This window comes from Methylobacterium sp. C33D (genome assembly GCF_053345825.1).
The window spans coordinates 187,259-207,100 of record NZ_JBKFAV010000004.1 but is presented as its reverse complement, the minus strand read 5'-3'; the positions used below and the strand labels follow the sequence as shown (position 1 = coordinate 207,100).

Annotated in this window: 19 protein-coding genes and 1 pseudogene; 8 read left to right on the top strand and 12 right to left on the bottom strand. The window is 72.6% G+C overall.

All coding sequences use genetic code 11. The features are described 5' to 3' along the window. Window positions 1-206 precede the first annotated feature (206 nt). From ACLBXO_RS04540 to ACLBXO_RS04520, 5 genes are all read right to left on the bottom strand, one after another. Window positions 207-515 carry an RNA-binding S4 domain-containing protein gene (locus ACLBXO_RS04540; protein ID WP_447684623.1) on the bottom strand — a complete coding sequence of 103 codons (309 nt, stop codon included), beginning with the start codon at window positions 513-515 and terminating at the stop codon, window positions 207-209. Window positions 516-525: 10 nt separating this feature from the next. After that, window positions 526-3,873, bottom strand: a complete 3,348-nt coding sequence (locus ACLBXO_RS04535) for a helicase-related protein (RefSeq protein ID WP_447684641.1) — start codon at window positions 3,871-3,873, stop codon at window positions 526-528. A 101-nt stretch (window positions 3,874-3,974) separates the two neighbouring features. Continuing rightward, the gene (locus tag ACLBXO_RS04530; RefSeq protein ID WP_447684622.1) at window positions 3,975-4,283 is read right to left on the bottom strand and encodes a hypothetical protein; all 309 of its coding nucleotides are present in this window, start codon (window positions 4,281-4,283) and stop codon (window positions 3,975-3,977) included. A 216-nt stretch (window positions 4,284-4,499) separates the two neighbouring features. Next, window positions 4,500-4,790, bottom strand: a complete 291-nt coding sequence (locus tag ACLBXO_RS04525) for a DUF1330 domain-containing protein (protein WP_331313448.1) — start codon at window positions 4,788-4,790, stop codon at window positions 4,500-4,502. An 81-nt stretch (window positions 4,791-4,871) separates the two neighbouring features. Next, window positions 4,872-5,807: a DUF3108 domain-containing protein gene (locus ACLBXO_RS04520; RefSeq protein ID WP_419539317.1), complete on the bottom strand. Its 936-nt coding sequence runs from the start codon at window positions 5,805-5,807 to the stop codon at window positions 4,872-4,874. Window positions 5,808-6,184: 377 nt separating this feature from the next. On the opposite strand from ACLBXO_RS04520, the gene rpmB reads away from it, so the two are divergent. Then, window positions 6,185-6,487, top strand: coding sequence for a 50S ribosomal protein L28 (gene rpmB, locus ACLBXO_RS04515; RefSeq protein ID WP_012320636.1), 303 nt, complete (start codon window positions 6,185-6,187; stop codon window positions 6,485-6,487). 262 nt (window positions 6,488-6,749) lie between these two features. Here rpmB and cobT read toward each other — a convergent pair whose 3' ends face one another. The 4 genes from cobT to ACLBXO_RS04495 all read right to left on the bottom strand — a co-directional run bounded on the left by cobT (window position 6,750) and on the right by ACLBXO_RS04495 (window position 10,991). Beyond that, window positions 6,750-8,654, bottom strand: coding sequence for a cobaltochelatase subunit CobT (gene cobT / locus ACLBXO_RS04510; RefSeq protein WP_447684621.1), 1,905 nt, complete (start codon window positions 8,652-8,654; stop codon window positions 6,750-6,752). 6 nt (window positions 8,655-8,660) lie between these two features. Then, window positions 8,661-9,167 carry a DUF29 domain-containing protein gene (locus ACLBXO_RS04505; protein ID WP_447684620.1) on the bottom strand — a complete coding sequence of 169 codons (507 nt, stop codon included), beginning with the start codon at window positions 9,165-9,167 and terminating at the stop codon, window positions 8,661-8,663. Between the two features lie 5 nt (window positions 9,168-9,172). Then, a complete protein-coding gene (gene cobS / locus ACLBXO_RS04500; RefSeq protein ID WP_012320633.1) occupies window positions 9,173-10,156 on the bottom strand; it encodes a cobaltochelatase subunit CobS in 984 nt (327 codons plus the stop codon). Window positions 10,157-10,364: 208 nt separating this feature from the next. Beyond that, on the bottom strand, window positions 10,365-10,991 hold the full coding sequence (locus tag ACLBXO_RS04495) for a J domain-containing protein (RefSeq protein WP_331313452.1): 627 nt from the start codon (window positions 10,989-10,991) through the stop codon (window positions 10,365-10,367). Between the two features lie 108 nt (window positions 10,992-11,099). Here ACLBXO_RS04495 and ACLBXO_RS04490 point away from each other — a divergent pair, with 108 nt between their 5' ends. Further along, entirely contained in the window at window positions 11,100-11,396 is a 297-nt protein-coding gene (locus ACLBXO_RS04490) for a BolA family protein (RefSeq protein ID WP_331313453.1), read from the top strand. Between the two features lie 171 nt (window positions 11,397-11,567). Beyond that, window positions 11,568-11,999 (top strand): alternative ribosome rescue aminoacyl-tRNA hydrolase ArfB, encoded by a 432-nt coding sequence (gene arfB, locus ACLBXO_RS04485; protein ID WP_331313454.1) that lies wholly within the window; start codon window positions 11,568-11,570, stop codon window positions 11,997-11,999. 18 nt (window positions 12,000-12,017) lie between these two features. Here the strand turns inward: arfB and ACLBXO_RS04480 are convergent, their stop codons facing one another. Together ACLBXO_RS04480 and ACLBXO_RS04475 are read right to left on the bottom strand one after the other, a co-directional pair. After that, entirely contained in the window at window positions 12,018-12,812 is a 795-nt protein-coding gene (locus ACLBXO_RS04480; protein ID WP_447684619.1) for a YoaK family protein, read from the bottom strand. A gap of 69 nt (window positions 12,813-12,881) precedes the next feature. Then, on the bottom strand, window positions 12,882-13,829 hold the full coding sequence (locus ACLBXO_RS04475) for a class I SAM-dependent DNA methyltransferase (RefSeq protein ID WP_447684618.1): 948 nt from the start codon (window positions 13,827-13,829) through the stop codon (window positions 12,882-12,884). Between the two features lie 68 nt (window positions 13,830-13,897). Between ACLBXO_RS04475 and ACLBXO_RS04470 the strand changes: the two genes are divergently transcribed. The 5 genes and pseudogenes from ACLBXO_RS04470 (at window position 13,898) to ACLBXO_RS04450 (ending at window position 18,067) form a co-directional block, all read left to right on the top strand. Next, a complete protein-coding gene (locus ACLBXO_RS04470; protein WP_331313458.1) occupies window positions 13,898-14,953 on the top strand; it encodes a ligase-associated DNA damage response exonuclease in 1,056 nt (351 codons plus the stop codon). After that, window positions 14,950-16,668 carry a cisplatin damage response ATP-dependent DNA ligase gene (locus tag ACLBXO_RS04465; RefSeq protein ID WP_447684617.1) on the top strand — a complete coding sequence of 573 codons (1,719 nt, stop codon included), beginning with the start codon at window positions 14,950-14,952 and terminating at the stop codon, window positions 16,666-16,668. Before ACLBXO_RS04470 ends, ACLBXO_RS04465 begins: the two co-directional genes overlap by 4 nt. Beyond that, window positions 16,665-17,138 (top strand): secondary thiamine-phosphate synthase enzyme YjbQ, encoded by a 474-nt coding sequence (locus ACLBXO_RS04460; protein WP_331313460.1) that lies wholly within the window; start codon window positions 16,665-16,667, stop codon window positions 17,136-17,138. Before ACLBXO_RS04465 ends, ACLBXO_RS04460 begins: the two co-directional genes overlap by 4 nt. 137 nt (window positions 17,139-17,275) lie before the next feature. Next, a pseudogene (locus ACLBXO_RS04455) lies at window positions 17,276-17,707 on the top strand (flagellar hook basal-body protein); the annotation flags it as partial. 21 nt (window positions 17,708-17,728) lie between these two features. After that, window positions 17,729-18,067 carry a flagellar hook-basal body complex protein gene (locus tag ACLBXO_RS04450; protein WP_419539318.1) on the top strand — a complete coding sequence of 113 codons (339 nt, stop codon included), beginning with the start codon at window positions 17,729-17,731 and terminating at the stop codon, window positions 18,065-18,067. A 175-nt stretch (window positions 18,068-18,242) separates the two neighbouring features. Here the strand turns inward: ACLBXO_RS04450 and ACLBXO_RS04445 are convergent, their stop codons facing one another. Next, a complete protein-coding gene (locus tag ACLBXO_RS04445) occupies window positions 18,243-19,778 on the bottom strand; it encodes an efflux transporter outer membrane subunit (RefSeq protein ID WP_331313462.1) in 1,536 nt (511 codons plus the stop codon). Window positions 19,779-19,842: the final 64 nt, after the last annotated feature.

Here is a 19,842-nt window from a genome sequence, read left to right as displayed (position 1 = left end):
GTCCTAAAACTCGACTTGGCCCGGGCGGAGCCTGGAGACGGCCCGCGCGCCCGGAGGGTGCTGCGAGGGGAACGCCGGTGAGACCCGGCACGGAGCCGGACCTCGGAGGCCCACGGCTCTAGACGCTGCCTCCCGGACTGACAAGCGCGCGGGCGCCGCATGGGTTCGCGTCGGGTCGCGCGCGCGGCCGCTGTGGCGCGGCCTCATCACTCCGAGGGCCCGTCCGAGCCGACCTCGAACGACAGGGCGCCGCCCGACAGGTCGTCGTAGAGCAGCCGCGCCTCCGGCGCCGGGCCGCGGCGCAGGCCGAGACCGAGCACCCGCACCGCCAGCGTCGCGTGCGGCGCCGCCACCGTCACCACGTCGCCGATGCCGACCGCCTTCGCGGGGTTCTCGGCCCGGCTGCCGTTCACCCGCACGAAGCCGTCGGAGGCCAGCCGCGCCGCGAGCGACCGGGTCCGCGCGAAGCGCGCGAACCACAGCCACTTGTCGAGGCGCTGCCGATCCTCGCGCATCCGCCGCGGGTCAGCGCTTCCCGCCGTCGCCGGCCTCGAGCTGCGCCTTCAGGGCCGCGAGCTTGGCGAAGGGCGAGTCCGGGTCGGGCGCCCGCTCGCGCCGCGGCGGCCGCTGGTCGGGACGCGGGCCGGAATGGCGCTGCTCCGCGCTGCGCTGGTCGTCGCGGCGCTCCGGCCGGCCGGCCTCGAAGCGGTCGCGACGCGGGCCGCGGTCTCGGCCGGGCCGCGGGCCGCCGCCGTCACCCTCGGCCCGGCGCTGATCGGGCCGGCCCCCCTCGGGACGTCCATGTCCCGGGTGCTGGCCCTGCTGGCCGCCGTCGCGACCCCGGCCGGCCCCGCGGGGTCGGTTCTGCGGGCGCTGGTGGGCCGGACGCTGGTGGCGCTGCAGGCGCCAGACCTCGATCTGCGGGATCTCGGCGGCCGCTTCGCCCTCGGCACCGGCGGTCTCCGCCGACACGTCCGCGGCGGGTTCGGGGTCGGCGTCGGCGGTGGGCGCGGCCTCCTCGGCGGCCGTGTGCTCGGCGGCCGCTGGCTCGGCGGCGGGCTCGGCACCCGCGGCCGCCGCGACCGGCTGCTCCGCCTCGGGGTGGGGGGGCTCGGTCGCGGGTTCGTCGGCTGCCGCGTCGACGGGCGCGCTGGCCGCGTCGTCCGGAATCTCGCCCTCGGCGGGCGCCGCCTCGGCATCGGCAGCCGGTGACTCCTCCGCTGCGGGAGCGTGGTCGGCGGCGGCCTCGGCGCCCTCGGCGGCCAGGGCTTCGTCGCCGGTCGGCTCGGCGGCGTCCGCCTGCGCGGCGACGGCCTCGTCGGAGGACGCCTCGGCGGCGGCGGCCGGCGCGGCCGGTGCCGTGGCGGCGGCCGGGACGAGCGGCACCGTGATGGCCGGGCCGGGACGCGCCTCGGCCGTGTAGCCGAGCGATTTCAGGATCGAGGCGAAATCCTCGCCCGAGCAGCCGACCAGCGAGGTCATGCCGACGGTGGCCACGAACCCGTCGCCGTCGGCGGTGCCGTCCGGCGGGGCGCCCGGGGTGGTTCCGGGCCGGTAGGCGATGGCCGGGCGGATCAGGTCGGCGAGGCGCTCCAGGATGTCGACGCGCACCGCGCGCTCGCCGCTGACCCGGAAGCCGGCGGCGCGGTAGAGCCCCTTGGCGATCTCGCGGTCGACCTTGATCGAGGTGCGGCCCGAGCCGGCGAGATGCGCGATCTCGTCGAGGCCGCGCTGGTCGAGGCCGCCGTTGCGCAGGGCCCAGAGCTGGGCCGCGAGCGTGCGCGGCGCCGGCTTCAGAAGGGCCGGCAGGAAGATGTGGTAGGCGCCGAACCGGACGCCGTGGCGGCGCAGGGCCCCGCGGCCGTCCTGGTCCAGGCTGCGCATCTCGTGCGCCACCTTCGAGCGCTCCAGCACGCCGAGCGCCTCGACCACTTGGTAGCCGATCCCCTTGGCGAGGCCGGTGAGATCGGCCGCGGTCTCGATCTCCATGAGCGGCCCGAGCAGCCGCACGATGTAGGCCTTCAGCCACGCGTCGAGGCGGGCCTCGACCTTCTCGCGATGCGCGCCGGTCAGGCTGTCGTCCGCCAGCAGACGGATCTGCGGGGCGAACAGCTTCTCGCCGGGGGTGAGCTTGGCGACGGGCGCGCCGGTCCAGCGGATCGTGCCGTCGTGCGAGAGCACGAGGGTGGAATCGGCGGTCGCGGCGAATCGCTCGGCCCGCGCCTCGATCTCGCCCCCGAGCGCCTTCTCGGCGGCGCTCCTCAGGGTCTTGGCCTCGTGCCCCTCGGCGCTGGCATCGGGAACGAACAGGAATCCGTGAAGGTGGCCGACATGCTGACCCTCGACGGTGACGTCACCGTCGGCGGTGATCTGGGCTTCGAGCATCGTGTTCTCTCTCAGGCGCCGCATCAGGACGCTTGTGCGCCGGTCGACGAAGCGGCTCGCGAGGCGTTCGTGCAGGGCGTCGGACAGCCTGTCCTCTACCCGACGCGTCTCGCCCTGCCAATGTTCTGGGTCGCGCAGCCAGTCGGGACGGTTCGCCACGAACGTCCAGGTGCGGCCCTGCGCGATCCGACGGGACAGCGTGTCGATGTCGCCGTCGGTCCGGTCGATCATCGCGACCTGCTCGGCGAACCACGTGTCGGGGATGCGGCCCGCCATGCCCTTCATGAGGAAGCGGTAGAGCTGCGCCACCAGATCGGCGTGCACCTGCGGGTGGACCTTGCGGTAATCCGGCACGCCGCAGACGTCCCACAGGCGGCGCACCGCGGCGGCGCTCCGCGCCATGTCGCGGATGTCGTCCTCCTTCATGAGGATCTCGAGGGCCTGCTGGTCCTCGCCCATGGGGGCGCGGGTCAGGCCCGATTCGCGCGGGTGCTCGTCGAGGCTCGCCTGCAGGCCCTCCAGGCTCCCGAAACTGAGATCCGGGTTGCGCCACTGCAGGATGCGCAGGGGATCGAAATCGTGGCTCTCCAGCCGCTCCACCAGCTCGGCCTCGAAGGGCGGGCAGCGGCCGGTGGAGCCGAAGGTGCCGTCCGCGAGGTGGCGGCCGGCCCGGCCGGCGATCTGGCCCATCTCGGCCGGGGTGAGCTTGCGGAAGCGGGTGCCGTCGTACTTCCAGTTGGCCGCGAAGGCGACGTGATCGACGTCGAGGTTGAGGCCCATCCCGACCGCGTCGGTGGCCACGAGGTAGTCGACGTCCCCCGCCTGGTACATCTCGACCTGGGCGTTGCGGGTCCGCGGCGAGAGCGCGCCCAGCACCACCGCGGCGCCCCCGCGCTGGCGCCGGATCAGCTCGGCGATCGCGTAGACCTCCTCGGCCGAGAACGCTACGATCGCGGTGCGCCGGGGCAGGCGCGACAGGCGCTTCTCCCCCGCGAAGGTGAGCTGCGACAGGCGCGGCCGCGTGGTGGTGTGTACGTTGGGGATCAGGCTCTGGACCAGCGGCAGCATGGTCGAGGAGCCGATCAGGAGCGTCTCCTCGCGGCCGCGGACGTAGAGCAGGCGGTCGGTGAAGACGTGGCCGCGGTCCATGTCGGCGGCGAGCTGGATCTCGTCGATGGCGACGTACGCCACGTCGAGGTCCCGGGGCATCGCCTCGATGGTGCAGATCCAGTAGCGCGGACGGTCCGGCTTGATCTTCTCCTCGCCCGTGACGAGGGCGACCTTCTCGGGGCCCACCTTCGCGACGACGCGCAGGTAGACCTCCCGGGCGAGCAGCCGCAGGGGCAGCCCGATCATGCCGGTCGGGTGGGCGAGCATCCGCTCGATGGCGAGATGCGTCTTGCCGGTGTTGGTCGGCCCGAGGACCGCGGTGACGCCGCGGGCGCGGGCCTCGCGGGACAGCGAGCGGCTGGGCGTGGGGCGGAGCAGCGCGTCGATGGTCGGCGGTTCCTTCGAGCGGGAAGGCCGTCGCGGCGCCGTCGCGGCGCGGGCGGGGAGGCGGGTTCGACCGGCCGGCCGCGTCGGGGACGCTAGGGCCGGTACGGTCCTCCCCCATATGGGATGCCGCCGCCGCCAGGTCCAATCTGCGGCGTGATCATCGGGTAGATGTCGATCTGCGTCGTCGGCGTGCCCGGCTGGGGCGCCAGGTCGGCGCAGAGCGTGTCGGGGGTCGCGACGAGGGGGCCGCGACGGGGCGGCTTGTTCTCGACGACTTCGGCCGACGAGAAGGCGTCACCGCCGCAGCCCGGATCGGCGGGTCCGGCGCTCAGGGATTGTGCCGCGGCCGGACCTGCGAGCGCGGTCAGGACGAGGGCGATTCGGAGGGCAGGCCAGCACATCCGCCCATTATCGCCGGGAACGTGAAGATTCCCTCCACCCGCGCGACGATGCGTTCGAGCACGCGTGCGGCCGCGGGGCGCCGGTTTGCGCCGCGGGCGTTCCCGTCGTCACGGCCGGCGGGCGCAGGGTGATGTCGGGCCCCGCGCGTCCCCGGGGTCATTCCGCGCCGCCGCGGGAGCGGGCCGCGTCGAATCCGGCCGCGGCCGATGCGCCGATCAGTCGGCGCCCTCGACGAGCACCACCTCGCCGATGCCCGCGGGCCGGCGCTTGGCCACGGCGGCCTGGTACTCGGGCGAGAAGTAGTAGGCGCGCGCCGCCTCGTAGGACTCGAATTCGAGCACGACGTTGCGCGGACGGCCCTCGCCCTCCAGCGCCTCGCAGCGGCCGCCGCGCACCAGCGGCTTGCAGCCGTACTTGCGCATCGCCTCGGAGGCCATGGCGGCGTAGTCCCTGTAGGTGTCCGGGTCGGTGACCGTCATCCGGACGATGATGTAGCCCTTGGGCACTGCTGACCTCCCCGCGCGGCTGCCGCGCCGCGCCGAGGTGCCGGGAAACCGGCCGCCGGTCAAACGCCCCCCTCGCCGCCGCTACTGCGCGGCCAGGCTCGCCTGCGCGACGCTGTTGCCGGCCGTGCCGGTGCCAGCCGTGCCGGCGGTCGCCGACGTGCCGCTCTGGCTCCAGCGCGTGGCCTCGATGATGTTGGTGCCGATCGTGGTGAGCACCGAGATGCGCAGCGGGATCAGGACGCGCGTCCCCTCGACGGGGGCGAGCCAGACCGACATCTCGCGGTTCTCCTCCATGAACTTCACCCCCGGCCGGTCCGGGCGGTGGCCGGCCACAGCCTGATAGCGGGCGTTGCACACGAGGACTTGCCCCGCATAGCCGGGCTTCTGCACCGGGCGGGTCTCGGCGTAGCTCAGCACCACGTTGAAGCGGGTGGCGCCGTCGAAGACCGGAAGGGTCCGGTTGCAGTTCTCCGGGTCGAGGGGCTCGCCGCGCCCCTGGGTCGGCATCAGCAGCGCGCTCACCGGGTCGATGATGCCGCGCTTGTTCGCCGGCGTGACCGGCACGCGGTCCTGCATGTCGACGAGCGGCGGCGTGATCTCGGCCTGGACGACGTTGCCGCGCGCCAGGGCCATGCGCACCGCGATGCCGGAGGTCGCCGTCTGGGTCGCGATGGCGAAGGCGCCGGGCTGCGGCGCGGCCGAGAAGCTTCCGGAGGCCCGGGCGGAGCCCTTGCCGCCGGTGATCGCCCCGACGAGGCCGGTGAGCACGGCCGACACGTCCATCATGTAGCGGTCGCGGTCGAAGGAGCCGGCGAGGCGGGCCGTGCCGATCGGGAGGCCGGCGAGGTTGATCCCGTAATCGACCGCCACGGTCGCGGCGGCGGGCGCGGCCCGCTTGGTCCGCGACGCCCGCGCGCCGGCATCGGTCGGAACCGCGAGGGTCGCGACCGCCAGGAGGCTGCCCGCGAGGCTGCCCGCGAGGCGGCCGACAGCGTGCGTCTTCGACGGCTTGATCATTCGACGGATTGGCGTGGCGCTCATGATCCGGATCGCATCCCAGGGCGGGCGGGCCAAGACACTCGCTCGAACGCACCCTCTCGAACACACCCGCTCGCCGGCGTCCTCTGCGACGCACGGAGCGGGCGAGGCGCCTTCCTGCAGGTGGAAGAAGGCTATATCCCGGCATCGTGGTTAACAGATCGTTGGGCGTCCGGCGCGACGCCGGCCTCCCTCTGCACCTTGACGCACCGCGCCTTCGTCGCCTATAGGCTCGCGCCTTCAACAGGACTCCGCCGGACCTGGAACACGCAATGGGCGCCGCCCGCTGCGACGATGATCGCGCCGGCCGCGATCGGGTCTTCACCGGGCGGAACGAGACGGGATCGTTTTTTATCATGGCGCGCCGCTGCGAACTCACCGGCAAGGCCGTTCAGGTCGGCCACCTCGTGAGCCACTCGAACCGCAAGACCAAGTGCCGGTTCCTGCCGAACCTGTGCAACGTCACCCTCCAGTCCGACGCGCTGGGCAAGCGCGTCCGCCTGCGGGTCACCGCGCACGCCCTGCGCTCGGTGGAGCACCGCGGCGGCCTCGACGCCTTCCTGATCAAGGCCGGCGAGGGCGACCTGTCGCAGACCGCGCGTCTCCTGAAGCGCGAGATCCACAAGAAGCTCGCCGAGACCCCGGCCGCCGCGGCCTGATTCGTCGGGCTTCCAGCCATCCTTCATCGGACGGTTCCAACCGCCGTGGCCCCCGGGGCCGCGGCGGTTTCCGCTTGCGCGCGACAGGCGGACTGATCCGGACAGTCCCGTGCAGGCCGTTTCCGGTCGATGCTTCCGACGCCGCCGTCCTCGCTCGCGATGACGGCAGGGACGCGTCAGTCGCAGCGCTCTGTCACCTCAGGATGAGGTCCCGGACCGGACGGCCCGGGAGCCGGAGCAGCGGCTCGGTCCGAACCGGCGATCAGCGCCGGCCGCCTGCCGCGCGCAGCATGCGGCCCGCCGGCGCCGCGCCGTCCTCCTCGAACAGCTCGGCCAGCTTCTCGGTCATCGCCCCGCCGAGCTCCTCGGCATCGATGATCGTCACGGCGCGCCGGTAGTACCGGGTCACGTCGTGGCCGATGCCGATGGCCAGCAGCTCCACCGGCGAGCGCGTCTCGATCTCCTCGATCATCCAGCGCAGGTGCCGCTCGAGGTAGTTGCCGGCATTCACCGACAGGGTCGAATCGTCCACCGGCGCGCCGTCCGAGATCACCATCAGGATCTTGCGCTGCTCCGGCCGGCCGAGCAGGCGCTTGTGCGCCCAGTCGAGGGCCTCGCCGTCGATGTTCTCCTTGAGCAGACCCTCGCGCATCATCAGCCCGAGGTTCTTCCGCGCGCGCCGCCAGGGTGCGTCCGCCGCCTTGTAGACGATGTGGCGCAGGTCGTTCAGGCGGCCGGGGTTCGGCGGCTTGCCGGCGGCGAGCCAGGCCTCGCGGCTCTGGCCGCCCTTCCAGGCGCGAGTGGTGAAGCCCAGGATCTCCACCTTCACGCCGCAGCGCTCCAGCGTCCGCGCCAGGATGTCGGCGCAGGTCGCCGCGACGGTGATCGGCCGGCCGCGCATCGAGCCCGAATTGTCGAGCAGCAGCGTGACCACCGTGTCGCGGAAGTTCGTGTCCTTCTCCTGCTTGAAGGAGAGGGGCTGGTAGGGGTCGATGACGACGCGGACCAGCCGCGCCGGATCGAGCTGACCCTCCTCCAGGTCGAAGTCCCAGGCGCGGTTCTGCTGGGCGAGGAGGCGGCGCTGGAGCCGGTTGGCGAGGCGGCCGACCACGCCCTGCAGGTGCGAGAGCTGCTTGTCGAGGTAGGAGCGCAGGCGCGACAGCTCGTCGGCGTCGCACAGCTCCTCGGCGTGGATGACCTCGTCGAACCGGGGGTTGAACACCCGGTACTCGGGCCCGCGCGCCTCGTTGCCCTGCCGCTGCGGCGGGCGCGACGCCTCCGAGGCTTCCTCCGACTCCGCGTCCTCGGCCTCCTCGGGCAGTTCGCCCGACGGCGCGTCCGCGGATTCCTGGGCGCCCTCCTCGATCTCTTCGGAGGCCTCCTCGGAGGTCTCGATCTCGGCGCGCTCGCCCTGGCTCTTCTCCTCCGAATCGCCCTCGCTGGGGTTCTGCTCGTCGTCCTGGGCGTCGTTCTCGTCGTCGTTCTCGTCGTCCTCCGCGTCGAACGGCGTCTCGTCCGACATGTCGAGGGAGGTCAGGAGGTCGCGCACCGAGCGGGCGAACTTGCGCTGGTCCTCGATCGAGCCGAGCAGCCCGTCGAGGTTCGGGCCGGCCTTGGCCTCGATATGCTCGCGCCACAGCTCGACGATCTTGGTGGCGGCCTCGGGCGGCTTCTGGCCGGTCAGGCGCTCGCGCACCATCAGGGCGACGGCGTCCTCCATCGGGGCGTCGGCCCGGTCGGTGATGGTCTCGTACTTGCCGCCGCGGTGGTAGCGGTCCTCCAGCATCGCCGAGATGTTGCTGGCGACGCCCGCCATCCGGCGCGAGCCGATCGCCTCCACGCGCGCCTGCTCGACCGCGTCGTAGACCGCGCGGGCGGCGCTGTTCTCGGGCGCGAGGCGGCGGTGGACGGCCACGTCGTGGCAGCCGAGGCGGAGGGCCATGGCGTCGGCATTGCCGCGCAGCACCGCGACATCCTGGGCCGAGAGCTTGCGCGGCGGCTCGGGGAGGCGGGCCTTGTCGCCGGTCAGCGCCGGCCGGTCGGTGGCGTAGGTGACCTCGACCTCGGAGCGCCGGGCGATGGCGCGCAGGCACCCGGCCACCGAGCGCTTCAGGGGCTCGGCCACGGGTTCGCGGCGCTCGCCGGGCTTGCGGTTGGAGATGGACATGCGGGGCTACCGGTCGTCGTCGAACGCGAAGGGGCGGTTCAGGATCTCGTCCCAGCTGTAGGGACAATCCGCGGGCAGGGATTTGAGCGCGCGTTTCATCTCGCGGGCTGCCCCGAGGCGACCAAGCCGGAACGCATCGTGCCGGATCTCGTCGAGGCTCGACTTCAAGCCGGGGCTCTTCCGCATCTGGATGAGGGCGCGCTCCCGATGCTCGGCGATGCTGAGTGCCCAGCTGCGGCTTCGCCGCGCCGGTTGATAGTCCCACTTCAGCATGTGTAGAAGGATGATCTCGACTGCGCTCTGAAGCCGGTAATACTCGCTCAGGCCCACGTCGCTCAGCTCCTCGGCGATATTCTCGAGGTCGAGCGCGTCCACACGGCCGGCGCGGAGCAGCGCCACCTGCTCCTGAACCCAGGTGTAGAGATCGTCCGCGTAGCGCGTCCGCACCCGGGCGTGCGCAGTCGCCGGAGCGTCCTCGCGCGTCGGGGCCGGATGCGCCATCGCGTCCTCCATGCGGGTCAGCTCAGCGCGACGTTCACCGCGCTCTCGGGCAGCTCCTTGCCGAAGGCGCGCTGGTAGAACTCGGCCACCAGCGTCCGCTCCAGCTCGTCGCACTTGTTCAGGAAGGTCACCCGGAAGGCGAAGCCGATATCCTTGAAGATGTCGGCGTTCTCGGCCCAGGTGATCACCGTGCGCGGGCTCATGACGGTGGAGAGGTCGCCGTTCATGAAGGCGTTGCGGGTCAGGTCCGCGACGCGCACCATCCGGTTGACGATGTCGCGGCCCTGGTCGCCCCGGTAATGGGTCGCCTTCGAGAGCACGATGTCGACCTCGCGGTCGTGCGGCAGGTAGTTCAGCGTCGTGACGATCGACCAGCGGTCCATCTGGCCCTGATTGATCTGCTGGGTGCCGTGATAGAGGCCCGACGTGTCGCCGAGGCCGACCGTGTTGGCGGTGGCGAACAGCCGGAAGGCCGGGTGCGGGCGGATCACGCGCTTCTGGTCGAGGAGCGTCAGCCGGCCCGAGAGCTCCAGCACGCGCTGGATCACGAACATCACGTCCGGGCGGCCGGCATCGTACTCGTCGAACACGAGGGCGACGTTGTTCTGCAGCGCCCAGGGCAGGATGCCGTCCTGGAAGGCCGTGACCTGCTTGCCGTCCTGCAGGACGATGGCGTCCTTGCCGACGAGGTCGATGCGCGAGACGTGGCTGTCGAGGTTGATCCGGATGCAGGGCCAGTTCAGCCGGGCGGCGACCTGCTCGATATGGGTCGACTTGCCGGTGCCGTGATAGCCGGTGACCATCACGCGCCGGTTGCGGGCGAAGCCGGCCAGGATCGCGAGGGTCGTCTCCCGGTCGAAGATGTAGTCCGGGTCGACATCCGGCACGTGCTCCTCGGGCTCGGCGAAGGCCGGCACCTTCAGGTCGAGGTCGATGCCGAAGACATCGCGGACGGAGACGGTGCGGTCGGGCAGCGCGGCGGGCGTAGCGTCAGAGAGCATTCGGAACCTCGTGAGGCGCGGGCGCTCCACTCCCAAACAGTGAAGCATCCGCGCGGAAGGACGTCGAGCCGGGCCTCCGCGGCGGGGCGGAGCCATCCTTAGACGGCTGCGCGCTCGCGCGCCACCGACCGGCATGGATCCCATATAGGGCCGCCCCGCGCGGTTTGCCCTATCCTGGGTGCGAACCGGCGTGCATCGTTCGTGCCGCTCAGCAGAGATTGGCCGCGCGGAGCACGTCGTGGGCGCGGATGATGTCGCGCAGCCGCTCCTCGAACGACCGGTCGCCGCCGTTGGCGTCGGGGTGGAAGCGCTTCACCAGCACCTTGTACTGCGCCTTGATGGCGGCCGAGTCCGCCCCCTCCTCGAGGCCCATCACGTCGAGGGCCCGGCGCACCGTCGCCGAGTGCTTTGGCTTGCGCGGCTCCTCGGGCTGGCGGGCGCGCCGGCGCGCGTCGCCGACGCCCTCGCCGCGCAGGATCCCGAGCGGGTCGACATAGGCCCAGTCGCGCGCCGGCTCGTCCGCCGGCTTGGCCTGTCCGGTCCGGTTCACGCCCATCGCCCAGGTCGGGCGATGACCGATGATCGCGTCCTTCTGGTAGGCCTGCACGGCGGCGTCGTTCATGCCGTCGAAGTAGTTGTAGGTCGCGTTGTAGGCGCGGACATGGTCGATGCAGAAGCGCCAGTACTGGCCCTCCGCCTTCCGCCCCTTCGGCGCCCGGTACAGGCCCGGATGCGTGCAGCCCGGACTCTCGCAGCCGGCTTCCGCGGCGGGCTTCGGCTCGTCGCAGGACGGTTTGATCCGGATGCTGTCGAACAGGCGCGAGTTGAGATCCATGACGGGCCGATTATGAGGGGGCGGACCTGAGACACAAGGGCACCGGGCCTGATGACGCATGCGCGGGATCGGGCTTGACGGCACCTACGGACACGACGCGAGGGCACGATGGTGGACGGTGTGGGCGCGGGCGGCACCCTGCGGGACTGGATGGAGGCGCGGCTGCGGGAGCAGCTCGCGCCGGCGCGGCTCGACGTGATCGACGAGTCGCATCTGCATGCCGGCCACGCCGGAGCGCGGCCGGGGGGCGAGACCCACTACCGACTCGACATCGTCGCGTCGGCCTTCGAGGGCAAGAGCCGCGTGGAGCGGCACCGGTTGGTGAACGCGCTGCTCGACGACGCGTTCAAGCGGGGGCTGCACGCCCTGGCGCTCCGCGCCCGCACGCCGGCCGAGGCAGCCTGAACCGGGGCGCCCGGAACGGGGGCGTATTTCTCCGACGGGGCGCGGTGAGCGGGACGGGAGGCACGGGACAGATATGGTGACGGGGCCGCCGATCCGCATCCGCCCGCTCGTCGGCGCCGTGCCCGCGGCGGGGGCGCCGCGCGCCGTCGGCGCGCTGCCGGGGAGGCCGCCATGCCCCTGCGGGTGACGCCGCGCATCCTCCTCGACGAGGACGAGATCGAGCTGTCCTTCATGCGCGCCTCCGGCGCCGGCGGACAGAACGTCAACAAGGTCGAGACCGCCGTCCAGCTCCGCTGGGCGGCGCTGGCGTCGGCCGCCATCGACGAGCGGGTGAAGGCCAATCTCGTGCGGCTCGCCGGGCGGCGGATGACCAAGGACGGCGTCCTCGTCCTCGCCGGGCAGCGGCACCGGACGCAGGAGCGCAACCGGGCCGACGTGCTGCAGCGGCTGGTCGATCTCGTCGCGGAGGCGGCCAAGCCGCCGCCGCCGATCCGCCGGCCCACGAAGCCGACCCGGGGCTCGCAGGAGCGGCGCATCGGCGCGAAGAAGAGCCGCGCCGCGATCAAGCAGGGCCGGGGCAGCGTCAAGGATTCCGACGGCTGACCCCGCTCCGCCCGCGTCTCAGTGGATCGCGTCGATGACCTCGGCCTTCGGGCTGGCATCGGGCGCCGGTGACGAGCCGGCCACCAGGGTGCTGCCCGGCTTGGCGACGGTCAGGGCGATCGCGATCAGGGCCAGGATGGCGGCCAGCGCTGCCGGGAACAGGAAGGCCGACTCGCCGTAGCGCATGTCGAGCAGGCCGCCCACGACCGCGCCGGTGCTCAGCCCGGCCCAGAGCGGTGCCTGGATCCAGAAGGAGGGCGCGACCGTGCCGAGCAGCAGGTTGGCGCAGCCCGTGCCGAAGCGCACGACGGCGCCGGTGACGTAGGTGAGCGCGAGGGAGCGGCCGCCCTCGTCCTGGAGCGTCGCGTTCTGGAGGCCGAGCGCCAGGACGATCGGGTAGGCGTGCAGCGGGTAGGCGAAGGTGCCCCAGGGCATGAAGAGCCCGCCCGCGAGCAGCAGGGCCTGGAGCGTGAGCAGCACGGCGAGGCGCCAGCGCCCGACCCAGGCGGCGATCAGCGTCCCCAGGAAGGCGCCGAAGCAGAACATGCAGATGGTGCTGGCGACGCGGGTGACGTTCTCCCAGTCGCCATTGGCGACCGCCACGCCGAAGCGGGTGGTGTTGCCCGACATGAACGACATGAAGAGCTGCGAGAATTCCAGGAAGCCGATGGAGTCGGCGCAGCCCGCGAGGGCCGCCAGGGCGATCGCGAACGGGATGCGTGTCCGCGGATCGGCGGGAAAGGACTTGTCGGCCGGAGGTTCGGGCTTCCGCCCCGGTGCTGCACCGCCTGTCCGACTTCCGTATTCCGCCATGCTGATCCCCCGATCGAGCCGCCGCGCCCAGCCGCGGTCGACTGACAATGGACGAATAGCGGAGCGGTTTCATGCCGATGTGCGCCGCAACACAACGACGCGCCCCGGCACCGGCCGTCCGCCCTCGCGGCGGATTTCCGCGGGGCGTGCCGTCAGCATCTCCAGGCCGCGCGCCGGGGCCATCGCCGCGATATGGGCCTCCGCGTGGGCGTAGCGGCCGTCCTCGCCCAGGACGGAGCCGGATCCGTCGTGGGACTGGACCGTGAAGGCACCGACGCCGCCGGGCCGCAGCACCCGCCCCACGCCCGACAGGAACGACGCGAGATCCGCGACGTAGATCAGGACGTCCGCGGCGAGGCAGAGGTCGACCGAGGCCTCCGGCATGTCGGCCAGGACGGCGGCGACGTCGCCCGCGACGAGGCGCTCGTAGAGCGGCCGGCCGCGCGACGTCTTGGCCCGCGCGAGCGCCAGCATCCCGGGGGAGAGATCGATCCCGGTGAGATGGTCGACCCGGTCGCGCACGACCTCGCCCATCAGCCCCGTGCCGCAGCCGAGATCGAGGGCCACCGCGAAGCGCTCCGGATCGCGCGGCAGGGCGTCGCGGACGAGCTGCGGGCCGACATAGCCCAGACCCTCAACGAGGTGGCGCTCGAAGCGCGGCGCGTAGCCGTCGAACAGGGCGCGGATATAGGCCGGCGACAGGACCGGCAGGCCGTCGCCGCCGCCCAGGCGGACGAGATGCGTGCGTACGCCCAGCCTGTCCTCGGGGTCGATGTCGAGGGCGCGGGCATAGGCCTGCGCCGCCGCGTCGCGGAGGGCCGGATCGGTGCCGGCGGCGGCCAGACCCGCGCGCGCCCGGCCGAGCAGGAGCCAGGCCGGCGCGTAGCGCGGGGCGCGCTCCAGAACCTGCTCGGCGAGGTCGGCGGCGCCCGCGTGGTCGCCGTCGGCGAGGCAGGCCTCCGCGTAGCGGTAGCGGCGATCGGCGAGGAGGTCGCCGGAACTGAGCTGCGAGGCCATGCGTCTGCCGGGTCGGGGGCGCCTATATACCGGGGCCACCGGCGGACTCCACCGGCAGCACGGACCCGATGCCGATACGCGCCAGCGATCTCCTCACCCTGACCCGCGAGGGTCTCTACTGCCCCCTCGGGCGCTTCCACGTCGATCCGACCTGGCCGGTTGAGCGCGCGCTGATCACACACGGGCACGCCGACCACGCCCGCGCGGGCCACGGTCAGGTGCTGGCGACGCCCGAGACCCTGCGCATCATGGCGGTGCGCTACGGCGCGGATTTCTGCCGCCAGCGGCAGGAGGCGCAACTCGGCGCGGCGCTCCGCGTCGGCGACGTCACCGTGCGCTTCGCCCCGGCCGGCCACGTCCTCGGCTCGGCGCAGATCGCCATCGAGCGGGACGGGGTCCGGGTCGTGGTCTCGGGCGACTACAAGCGCGCGCCGGACCCGACCTGCCTGCCGTTCGAGGTCGTGCCCTGCGACGTGTTCATCACAGAGGCGACCTTCGGCCTGCCGGTCTTCACCCACCCCGACACGCGGGGCGAGGTCCGCAAGCTCCTCGAATCGGTCAGGCTGTTCCCGGAACGGGCCCACATCGTGGGGGCCTACGCCCTCGGCAAGGCGCAGCGGGTGATGGCGCTGCTGCGCGAGGAGGGCTGGGACCGGCCGATCCACCTGCACGGCGCCATGGAGAAGCTGACGACGCTCTACAAGGAGGAGGGCGTGCCGCTGGGCGACACGCCGAAGGTCGTGGCCGCCGAGCGCAAGGACCTGCACGGGGCGATCGTGCTCTGCCCGCCCTCGTCGATCCAGGATCTGTGGTCCCGCAAATTCCCCGACCCGGTGACCTGCTTCGCCTCGGGCTGGATGCGCGTGCGCGCCCGCGCCCGCCAGAAGGGCGTCGAGCTGCCGCTGGTGATCTCCGACCATTCCGACTGGCCGGACCTGTGCCGCACCATCCGCGACACCGGCGCCGGGGAGGTCTGGGTGACGCACGGCCAGGAGGACGCGCTGGTCCACTGGTGCGGGACGGAAGGCATCCGGGCCAAGCCGCTCCACCTGCTCGGCTACGGCGATGACGGCGAGGTCGAGGGGGCCTCGGAGGCGGCCTCCGAGGCGGAGGCGGCGGCGTGAACGACTTCGCCCACCTGCTCGACCGCCTCGCCTACGAGCCGCGCCGCAACGCCAAGCTGCGGATGCTCCAGGATTACTTCGCGCGCACGCCCGATCCCGAGCGGGGCTACGCGCTGGGCGCCATGACCGGCACGCTGAGCTTCCGCGAGGCCAAGCCGGCCCTGATCCGGGGGCTGGTGGAGGCGCGGATCGACCCGGTCCTGTTCCGGCTCTCGCACAATTACGTGGGTGACCTCGCGGAGACGACGGCGCTGATCTGGCCGGGACCGGCGGAGGCGCCGCGGGAACCGGGCCCCGGCCACAACAACCCGCCGCCGCATGTCCCGACCCTCGCCGAGGTCGTGGAGACCCTCGCGACCATCCCCAAGCGCGAGCTGCCCCGCCATCTCGCCGACTGGCTCGACGCCCTCGACGAGACCGGGCGCTGGGCGCTCCTGAAGCTCGTCACCGGCAACCTGCGGGTCGGCGTGTCGGCGCGGCTCGCCAAGACCGCGGTCGGCGCGCTCGGCGGCCACGACGCCGACGCCGTGGAGGAGGTCTGGCACGGGCTGACCCCGCCCTTCGCGACCCTGTTCGCCTGGGTCGAGGGCCGGGCCGCGCGGCCCGAGACCCTGAACCCCGCGCCGTTCCGGCCGCCGATGCTGTCGCACCCGATCGAGGAGGAGGCCGACCTCGAGAAGCTGGAGGCCGCGGCCTTCTCGGCCGAGTGGAAGTGGGACGGCATCCGCGTCCAGCTCGTCGGCGGCCTCGACCGGGCCGGCCAGCAGGTCGGGAAGGTCTATTCCCGCACCGGCGAGGACATCACCGGGGCGTTCCCGGACCTCGCCGAGGCCATCACCTTCGCGGGCGCCCTCGACGGCGAGCTGCTGATCCTCCGCGAGCGGCGGGTGCAGAGCTTCAACGTGCTGCAGCAGCGCCTGAACCGGAAGGCCGTGACGGGCAAGCTCCTGGAGGAGTTCCCGGCCCACGTGCGGGCCTACGACCTGCTCACCCTGGAGGGCGACGACCTGCGCGGGGAGCCCTTCGCGGACCGGCGGCGGAAGCTGGAGGCGCTGGTCACGCGCCTCGACCACGCGCGGATCGACATCTCGCCGCTCGTGCCCTTCGCGGATTGGGAGGCCCTGGCGGCCGCCCGGGCGGACCCGGCCTCGGTGGGCGCCGGCGCGGATGCCGACGCCATCGAGGGCGTGATGCTCAAGCGCCTCAACAGCCCCTACCTGCCGGGACGCCCCAAGGGGCCGTGGTGGAAGTGGAAGCGCGAGCCGCACATCGTCGATGCGGTGATGATGTATGCCCAGCGCGGCCACGGGAAGCGCTCGTCCTTCTACTCGGACTACACGTTCGGGGTCTGGCGGGCGGCGCCCGAGGGCGGCGACGAGCTGGTGCCGGTGGGCAAGGCCTATCACGGCTTCACCGACGCCGAGCTCGCCAAGCTCGACCGCTACGTCCGCAACAACACCACCAAGCGCTTCGGCCCGGTGCGCGAGGTCGCCCACGGCCGCGAGGCCGGGCTCGTCCTCGAGATCGCCTTCGAGGGCGTTCAGCGCTCGACCCGGCACAAGTCTGGCGTGGCGATGCGCTTCCCCCGGGTCAGCCGCATCCGCTGGGACAAGCCGCCCGCGGAGGCCGACCGGATCGACGTGCTCGAACGGATCCTCGCCCGCGGCGAGCGCGAGATCGCGCCGGGCACGGCGCTGATGGAGAAGACCGCATGAGGCAGGCACACGGCAGGGTCGGGCCGGTCGAGGCGCTGGCCTCAGGCCCGGTGGAGCGCCACGCCAGCGGCCGCCTCACCGTCGCGACCCCGGGGCCGGGCTTCACGGACTTCACCGCGGCCGTGGCCGCGTTCGTGCGCGGCAGCGGCGTCCGGGACGGGCTCGTCACGGTGTTCTGCCGGCACACCTCGGCCTCGCTGACCATCCAGGAGAATGCCGACCCCGACGTCCAGACCGACCTGATGACCGCGCTGGACGGGTTCGCGCCGCGGCAGGCCGGCTACGTCCACGGTGCCGAGGGGCCGGACGACATGCCGGCCCATATCCGCGCGCTGATCACCGATTCGGCCCTGACGATCCCGCTGGTCGGCGGACAGCTGGCGCTCGGCACGTGGCAGGGGATCTACCTGATCGAGCACCGCGACCGGCCGCACCGGCGGGAGATCGTGCTGAGCGTGCTCGGGGCGTGACGCGTCCGACGGCGCCGCGCGGGGCGGCCCGCGCCGGGCCGGCAATACGCGGTCACACACCGTCGGTTAACCATAGTGGGCCCTTATCGGTCTCCGTCGGATCGGGGACCGTGCCGCTCCGGCGAACGGAGACCCCGATGGGCCTTTTCACCGCGCTCTCGAACTCGATTTCCGGCGCCTCGGCGCAGTCGCTGGCCCTGAACAACATCTCGGGGAACATCGCCAACACCCAGACGGTGGGCTTCAAGTCCACCGAGACGCGGTTCGCCGACATGCTGGCCGAGACCGGCGACAGCACGCAGCTGGCCGGAGGCGTGATGCCGAGCACGCGCAACAGCCTCAACATCCAGGGCACGATGCAGTCGACCGGCGTGGCGACCAACCTCGCGATCTCGGGCAACGGCTACTTCGTCGTCAAGAAGAACACCGGGACGCCGGACAGCCCGGCCTTCGCCGGCGACACCGGCTACACGCGGCGCGGCGACTTCGCGCCGGACGCCAGCGGCTACCTCTCCAACGGCGCGGGCTACTACCTGTTCGCCGGCCCCGCGGCGACGACCCCCGTGCAGGTCCCGACCGGGGCGAGCACCCTGGCGAGCCTCGCGGTCTCGCCCGCCGGGACCCTCACGGGCACGGCCGCGGACGGCAGCACCCTTGCCCTCGGCACGCTGCAGCTGGCGCAGTTCGGCATGCAGGACAACCTCGCCTCGCTCGACGGCGGCACCTACGTGGCCACCGGCCAGTCCGGGACTCCGAGCTACGGCCTCAACGGCGCGACCATCACGGCCGGCTCGGTGGAGCAGTCGAATGCCGGGATCTCGGACCAGTTCTCGAAGATGATCGAGACCCAGCAGGCCTACACGGCCAACACCAAGGTCATGAGCACGACCGACCAGATGCTCCAGGACGCCATCGCGATGTACACCTGACGCGGTCCCGCGGGGCGCACCCGGCGGTCGTCCACGAGCGCGCGGGCGCCCGGCATCGGAGTCGTCGTCGGCCGCGGCGCGACGACGGGGATCGGAGGGAGCGAGCCGCAGCTCCGCAGCCCCGACGCCGTGCGCGCGCATCGGGATTCGGGGGCGCGCGGCGTCGGCGATCCGGTCACAGGATCTTCAGCGGGTCCTTCTCGGGCGGGGGCGGCGCCACGTCGGCGCGGTTCCACCAGCCGCCGCCCAGGGCCACGAACAGCGCGGCGGTGTCGGCGTACTGGGTGGCGCGCGCCGCCGCCGAGGTCACCAGCGCCGAGAGATAGCCCTGCTGGGCGATCAGAACCTGCGACGAGGTGATCGCTCCGGCCGTGTACTGCTTGCGGATCAGGGCGAGGCTCTGATTCGTGGCGCTCACCGCGGCGTCGGCGGCGGCCACGGCCTTCGCGTCGGCCTGGAGCGCCCGCAGCGCGTCCGCGACGTTCTGGAAGGCGGTGATCACCGTCGCCTTGTACTGCGCCTGCGCCTCCGTCAGCGACTCCTCGGCGGCGCGCTGGCGCCGGAACAGGGTGCCGGCATCGAAGATCGGCGCCGTCGCCTGCCCGATGATCGTGAAGAACGCGGCGCCCGGACTGGTCACCTGCGCGATCCGCGTGGCGCTGGAGCCGCCCGTGGCGGTCAGGCTGAACTGCGGCAGGCGGTTCGCCAGCGCCACGCCGACATTGGCGCTCGCCTGCTGCACCAGGGCCTCCGCCGCCTTCACGTCGGGCCGCTGCTGCACGAGCCGCGAGGGCAGGCTCACCGGGAGGCGGGTCGGCAGGCGCAGGGCGGCGAGGTCGAAGGTCTCGGAGACCTCGTCGGAGGGCAGGCGTCCTGCCAGCGCGGTCAGCAGGTTGCGCTGCTGCGCGAGCGCCTTCTCCAGCGGCGGCAGCAGCTGCTGCGACAGCGCCAGCGCCGCCTGCTGCTGCACCACGTCGGCCCCGGCGATCTGACCCAGCGACAGCTGCTTGTTGTAGAGCTGCAGAACCTCGGTCTGCGCCTGGATCACCTTGCGGGTCGCGTCGATCTGCGCGCGCAGGGACGCCTCCTGGATCGCGGCGGCGACGACGTTGGCGGTCAGGCTCAGGTAGGCCGCCTCCAGCTGGAAGCGCTGGTTCTCGGTGGTGGCCTCCAGGGACTCGATCTGCCGGCGGTTCCCGCCGAACACGTCCGGATTGTACGAGACCACCGCCTGCGGCGTGGACAGGCTGTAGAGATACTGGTTCTGGTTGTTGAGGGGCGATTGCAGGTCGAGACCGGGCGCCAGCGCCCCCTGGATCTGCGGCGTCGCGGTCAGGCTCGGATAGAGCGTGCCCTTCTGGGCGAGCACGTTCTGCTGCGCCACCCGCAGGGAGGCCTGGGCCGCCTCCAGCGACGGGTTGTTGGCGAGCGCCTGCTCCACGAGGCGGTTCAGCGCCTTCGAGTGGAACAGTGTCCACCACTGGCCGGGGATGTCGGCGCCGGACACGAAGCTCTGGTCGGCCGAGCCGCCCTGCCGGGTCCGGATCTTGTCGGCCGCGGAGGGGTTCTGCAGCGGTTCCCTGGTGTAGCGGCCGACCGGCGGGGCCTCGGGCGCCACGTAGTTCGGGCCGACCGCGCAGGCCGACAGGCCGAGGGAGGCCGCCAGCCACGCGGTCGCCCGTCCGCACCGTCTCGGCGCAAAGCTCACCATCCCGCCCCCGAAAACCACACCTCGGTAGAGCGGCGCGACCCGCTGCCAAGTCAATCCAGCCGTC

Excerpts from the sequence above, each read along its gene's own strand:
- ACLBXO_RS04540 (WP_447684623.1), bottom strand. The coding sequence starts at position 515 with ATGCGCGAGGATCGGCAGCGCCTCGACAAGTGGCTGTGGTTCGCGCGC.
- ACLBXO_RS04530 (WP_447684622.1), bottom strand. The coding sequence starts at position 4,283 with ATGTGCTGGCCTGCCCTCCGAATCGCCCTCGTCCTGACCGCGCTCGCA.
- ACLBXO_RS04520 (WP_419539317.1), bottom strand. The coding sequence starts at position 5,807 with ATGATCAAGCCGTCGAAGACGCACGCTGTCGGCCGCCTCGCGGGCAGC.
- rpmB (WP_012320636.1), top strand. The coding sequence starts at position 6,185 with ATGGCGCGCCGCTGCGAACTCACCGGCAAGGCCGTTCAGGTCGGCCAC.
- cobT (WP_447684621.1), bottom strand. The coding sequence starts at position 8,654 with ATGTCCATCTCCAACCGCAAGCCCGGCGAGCGCCGCGAACCCGTGGCC.
- ACLBXO_RS04505 (WP_447684620.1), bottom strand. The coding sequence starts at position 9,167 with ATGGAGGACGCGATGGCGCATCCGGCCCCGACGCGCGAGGACGCTCCG.
- cobS (WP_012320633.1), bottom strand. The coding sequence starts at position 10,156 with ATGCTCTCTGACGCTACGCCCGCCGCGCTGCCCGACCGCACCGTCTCC.
- ACLBXO_RS04495 (WP_331313452.1), bottom strand. The coding sequence starts at position 10,991 with ATGGATCTCAACTCGCGCCTGTTCGACAGCATCCGGATCAAACCGTCC.
- ACLBXO_RS04490 (WP_331313453.1), top strand. The coding sequence starts at position 11,100 with ATGGTGGACGGTGTGGGCGCGGGCGGCACCCTGCGGGACTGGATGGAG.
- arfB (WP_331313454.1), top strand. The coding sequence starts at position 11,568 with ATGCCCCTGCGGGTGACGCCGCGCATCCTCCTCGACGAGGACGAGATC.
- ACLBXO_RS04480 (WP_447684619.1), bottom strand. The coding sequence starts at position 12,812 with ATGGCGGAATACGGAAGTCGGACAGGCGGTGCAGCACCGGGGCGGAAG.
- ACLBXO_RS04475 (WP_447684618.1), bottom strand. The coding sequence starts at position 13,829 with ATGGCCTCGCAGCTCAGTTCCGGCGACCTCCTCGCCGATCGCCGCTAC.
- ACLBXO_RS04470 (WP_331313458.1), top strand. The coding sequence starts at position 13,898 with ATGCCGATACGCGCCAGCGATCTCCTCACCCTGACCCGCGAGGGTCTC.
- ACLBXO_RS04460 (WP_331313460.1), top strand. The coding sequence starts at position 16,665 with ATGAGGCAGGCACACGGCAGGGTCGGGCCGGTCGAGGCGCTGGCCTCA.
- ACLBXO_RS04445 (WP_331313462.1), bottom strand. The coding sequence starts at position 19,778 with ATGGTGAGCTTTGCGCCGAGACGGTGCGGACGGGCGACCGCGTGGCTG.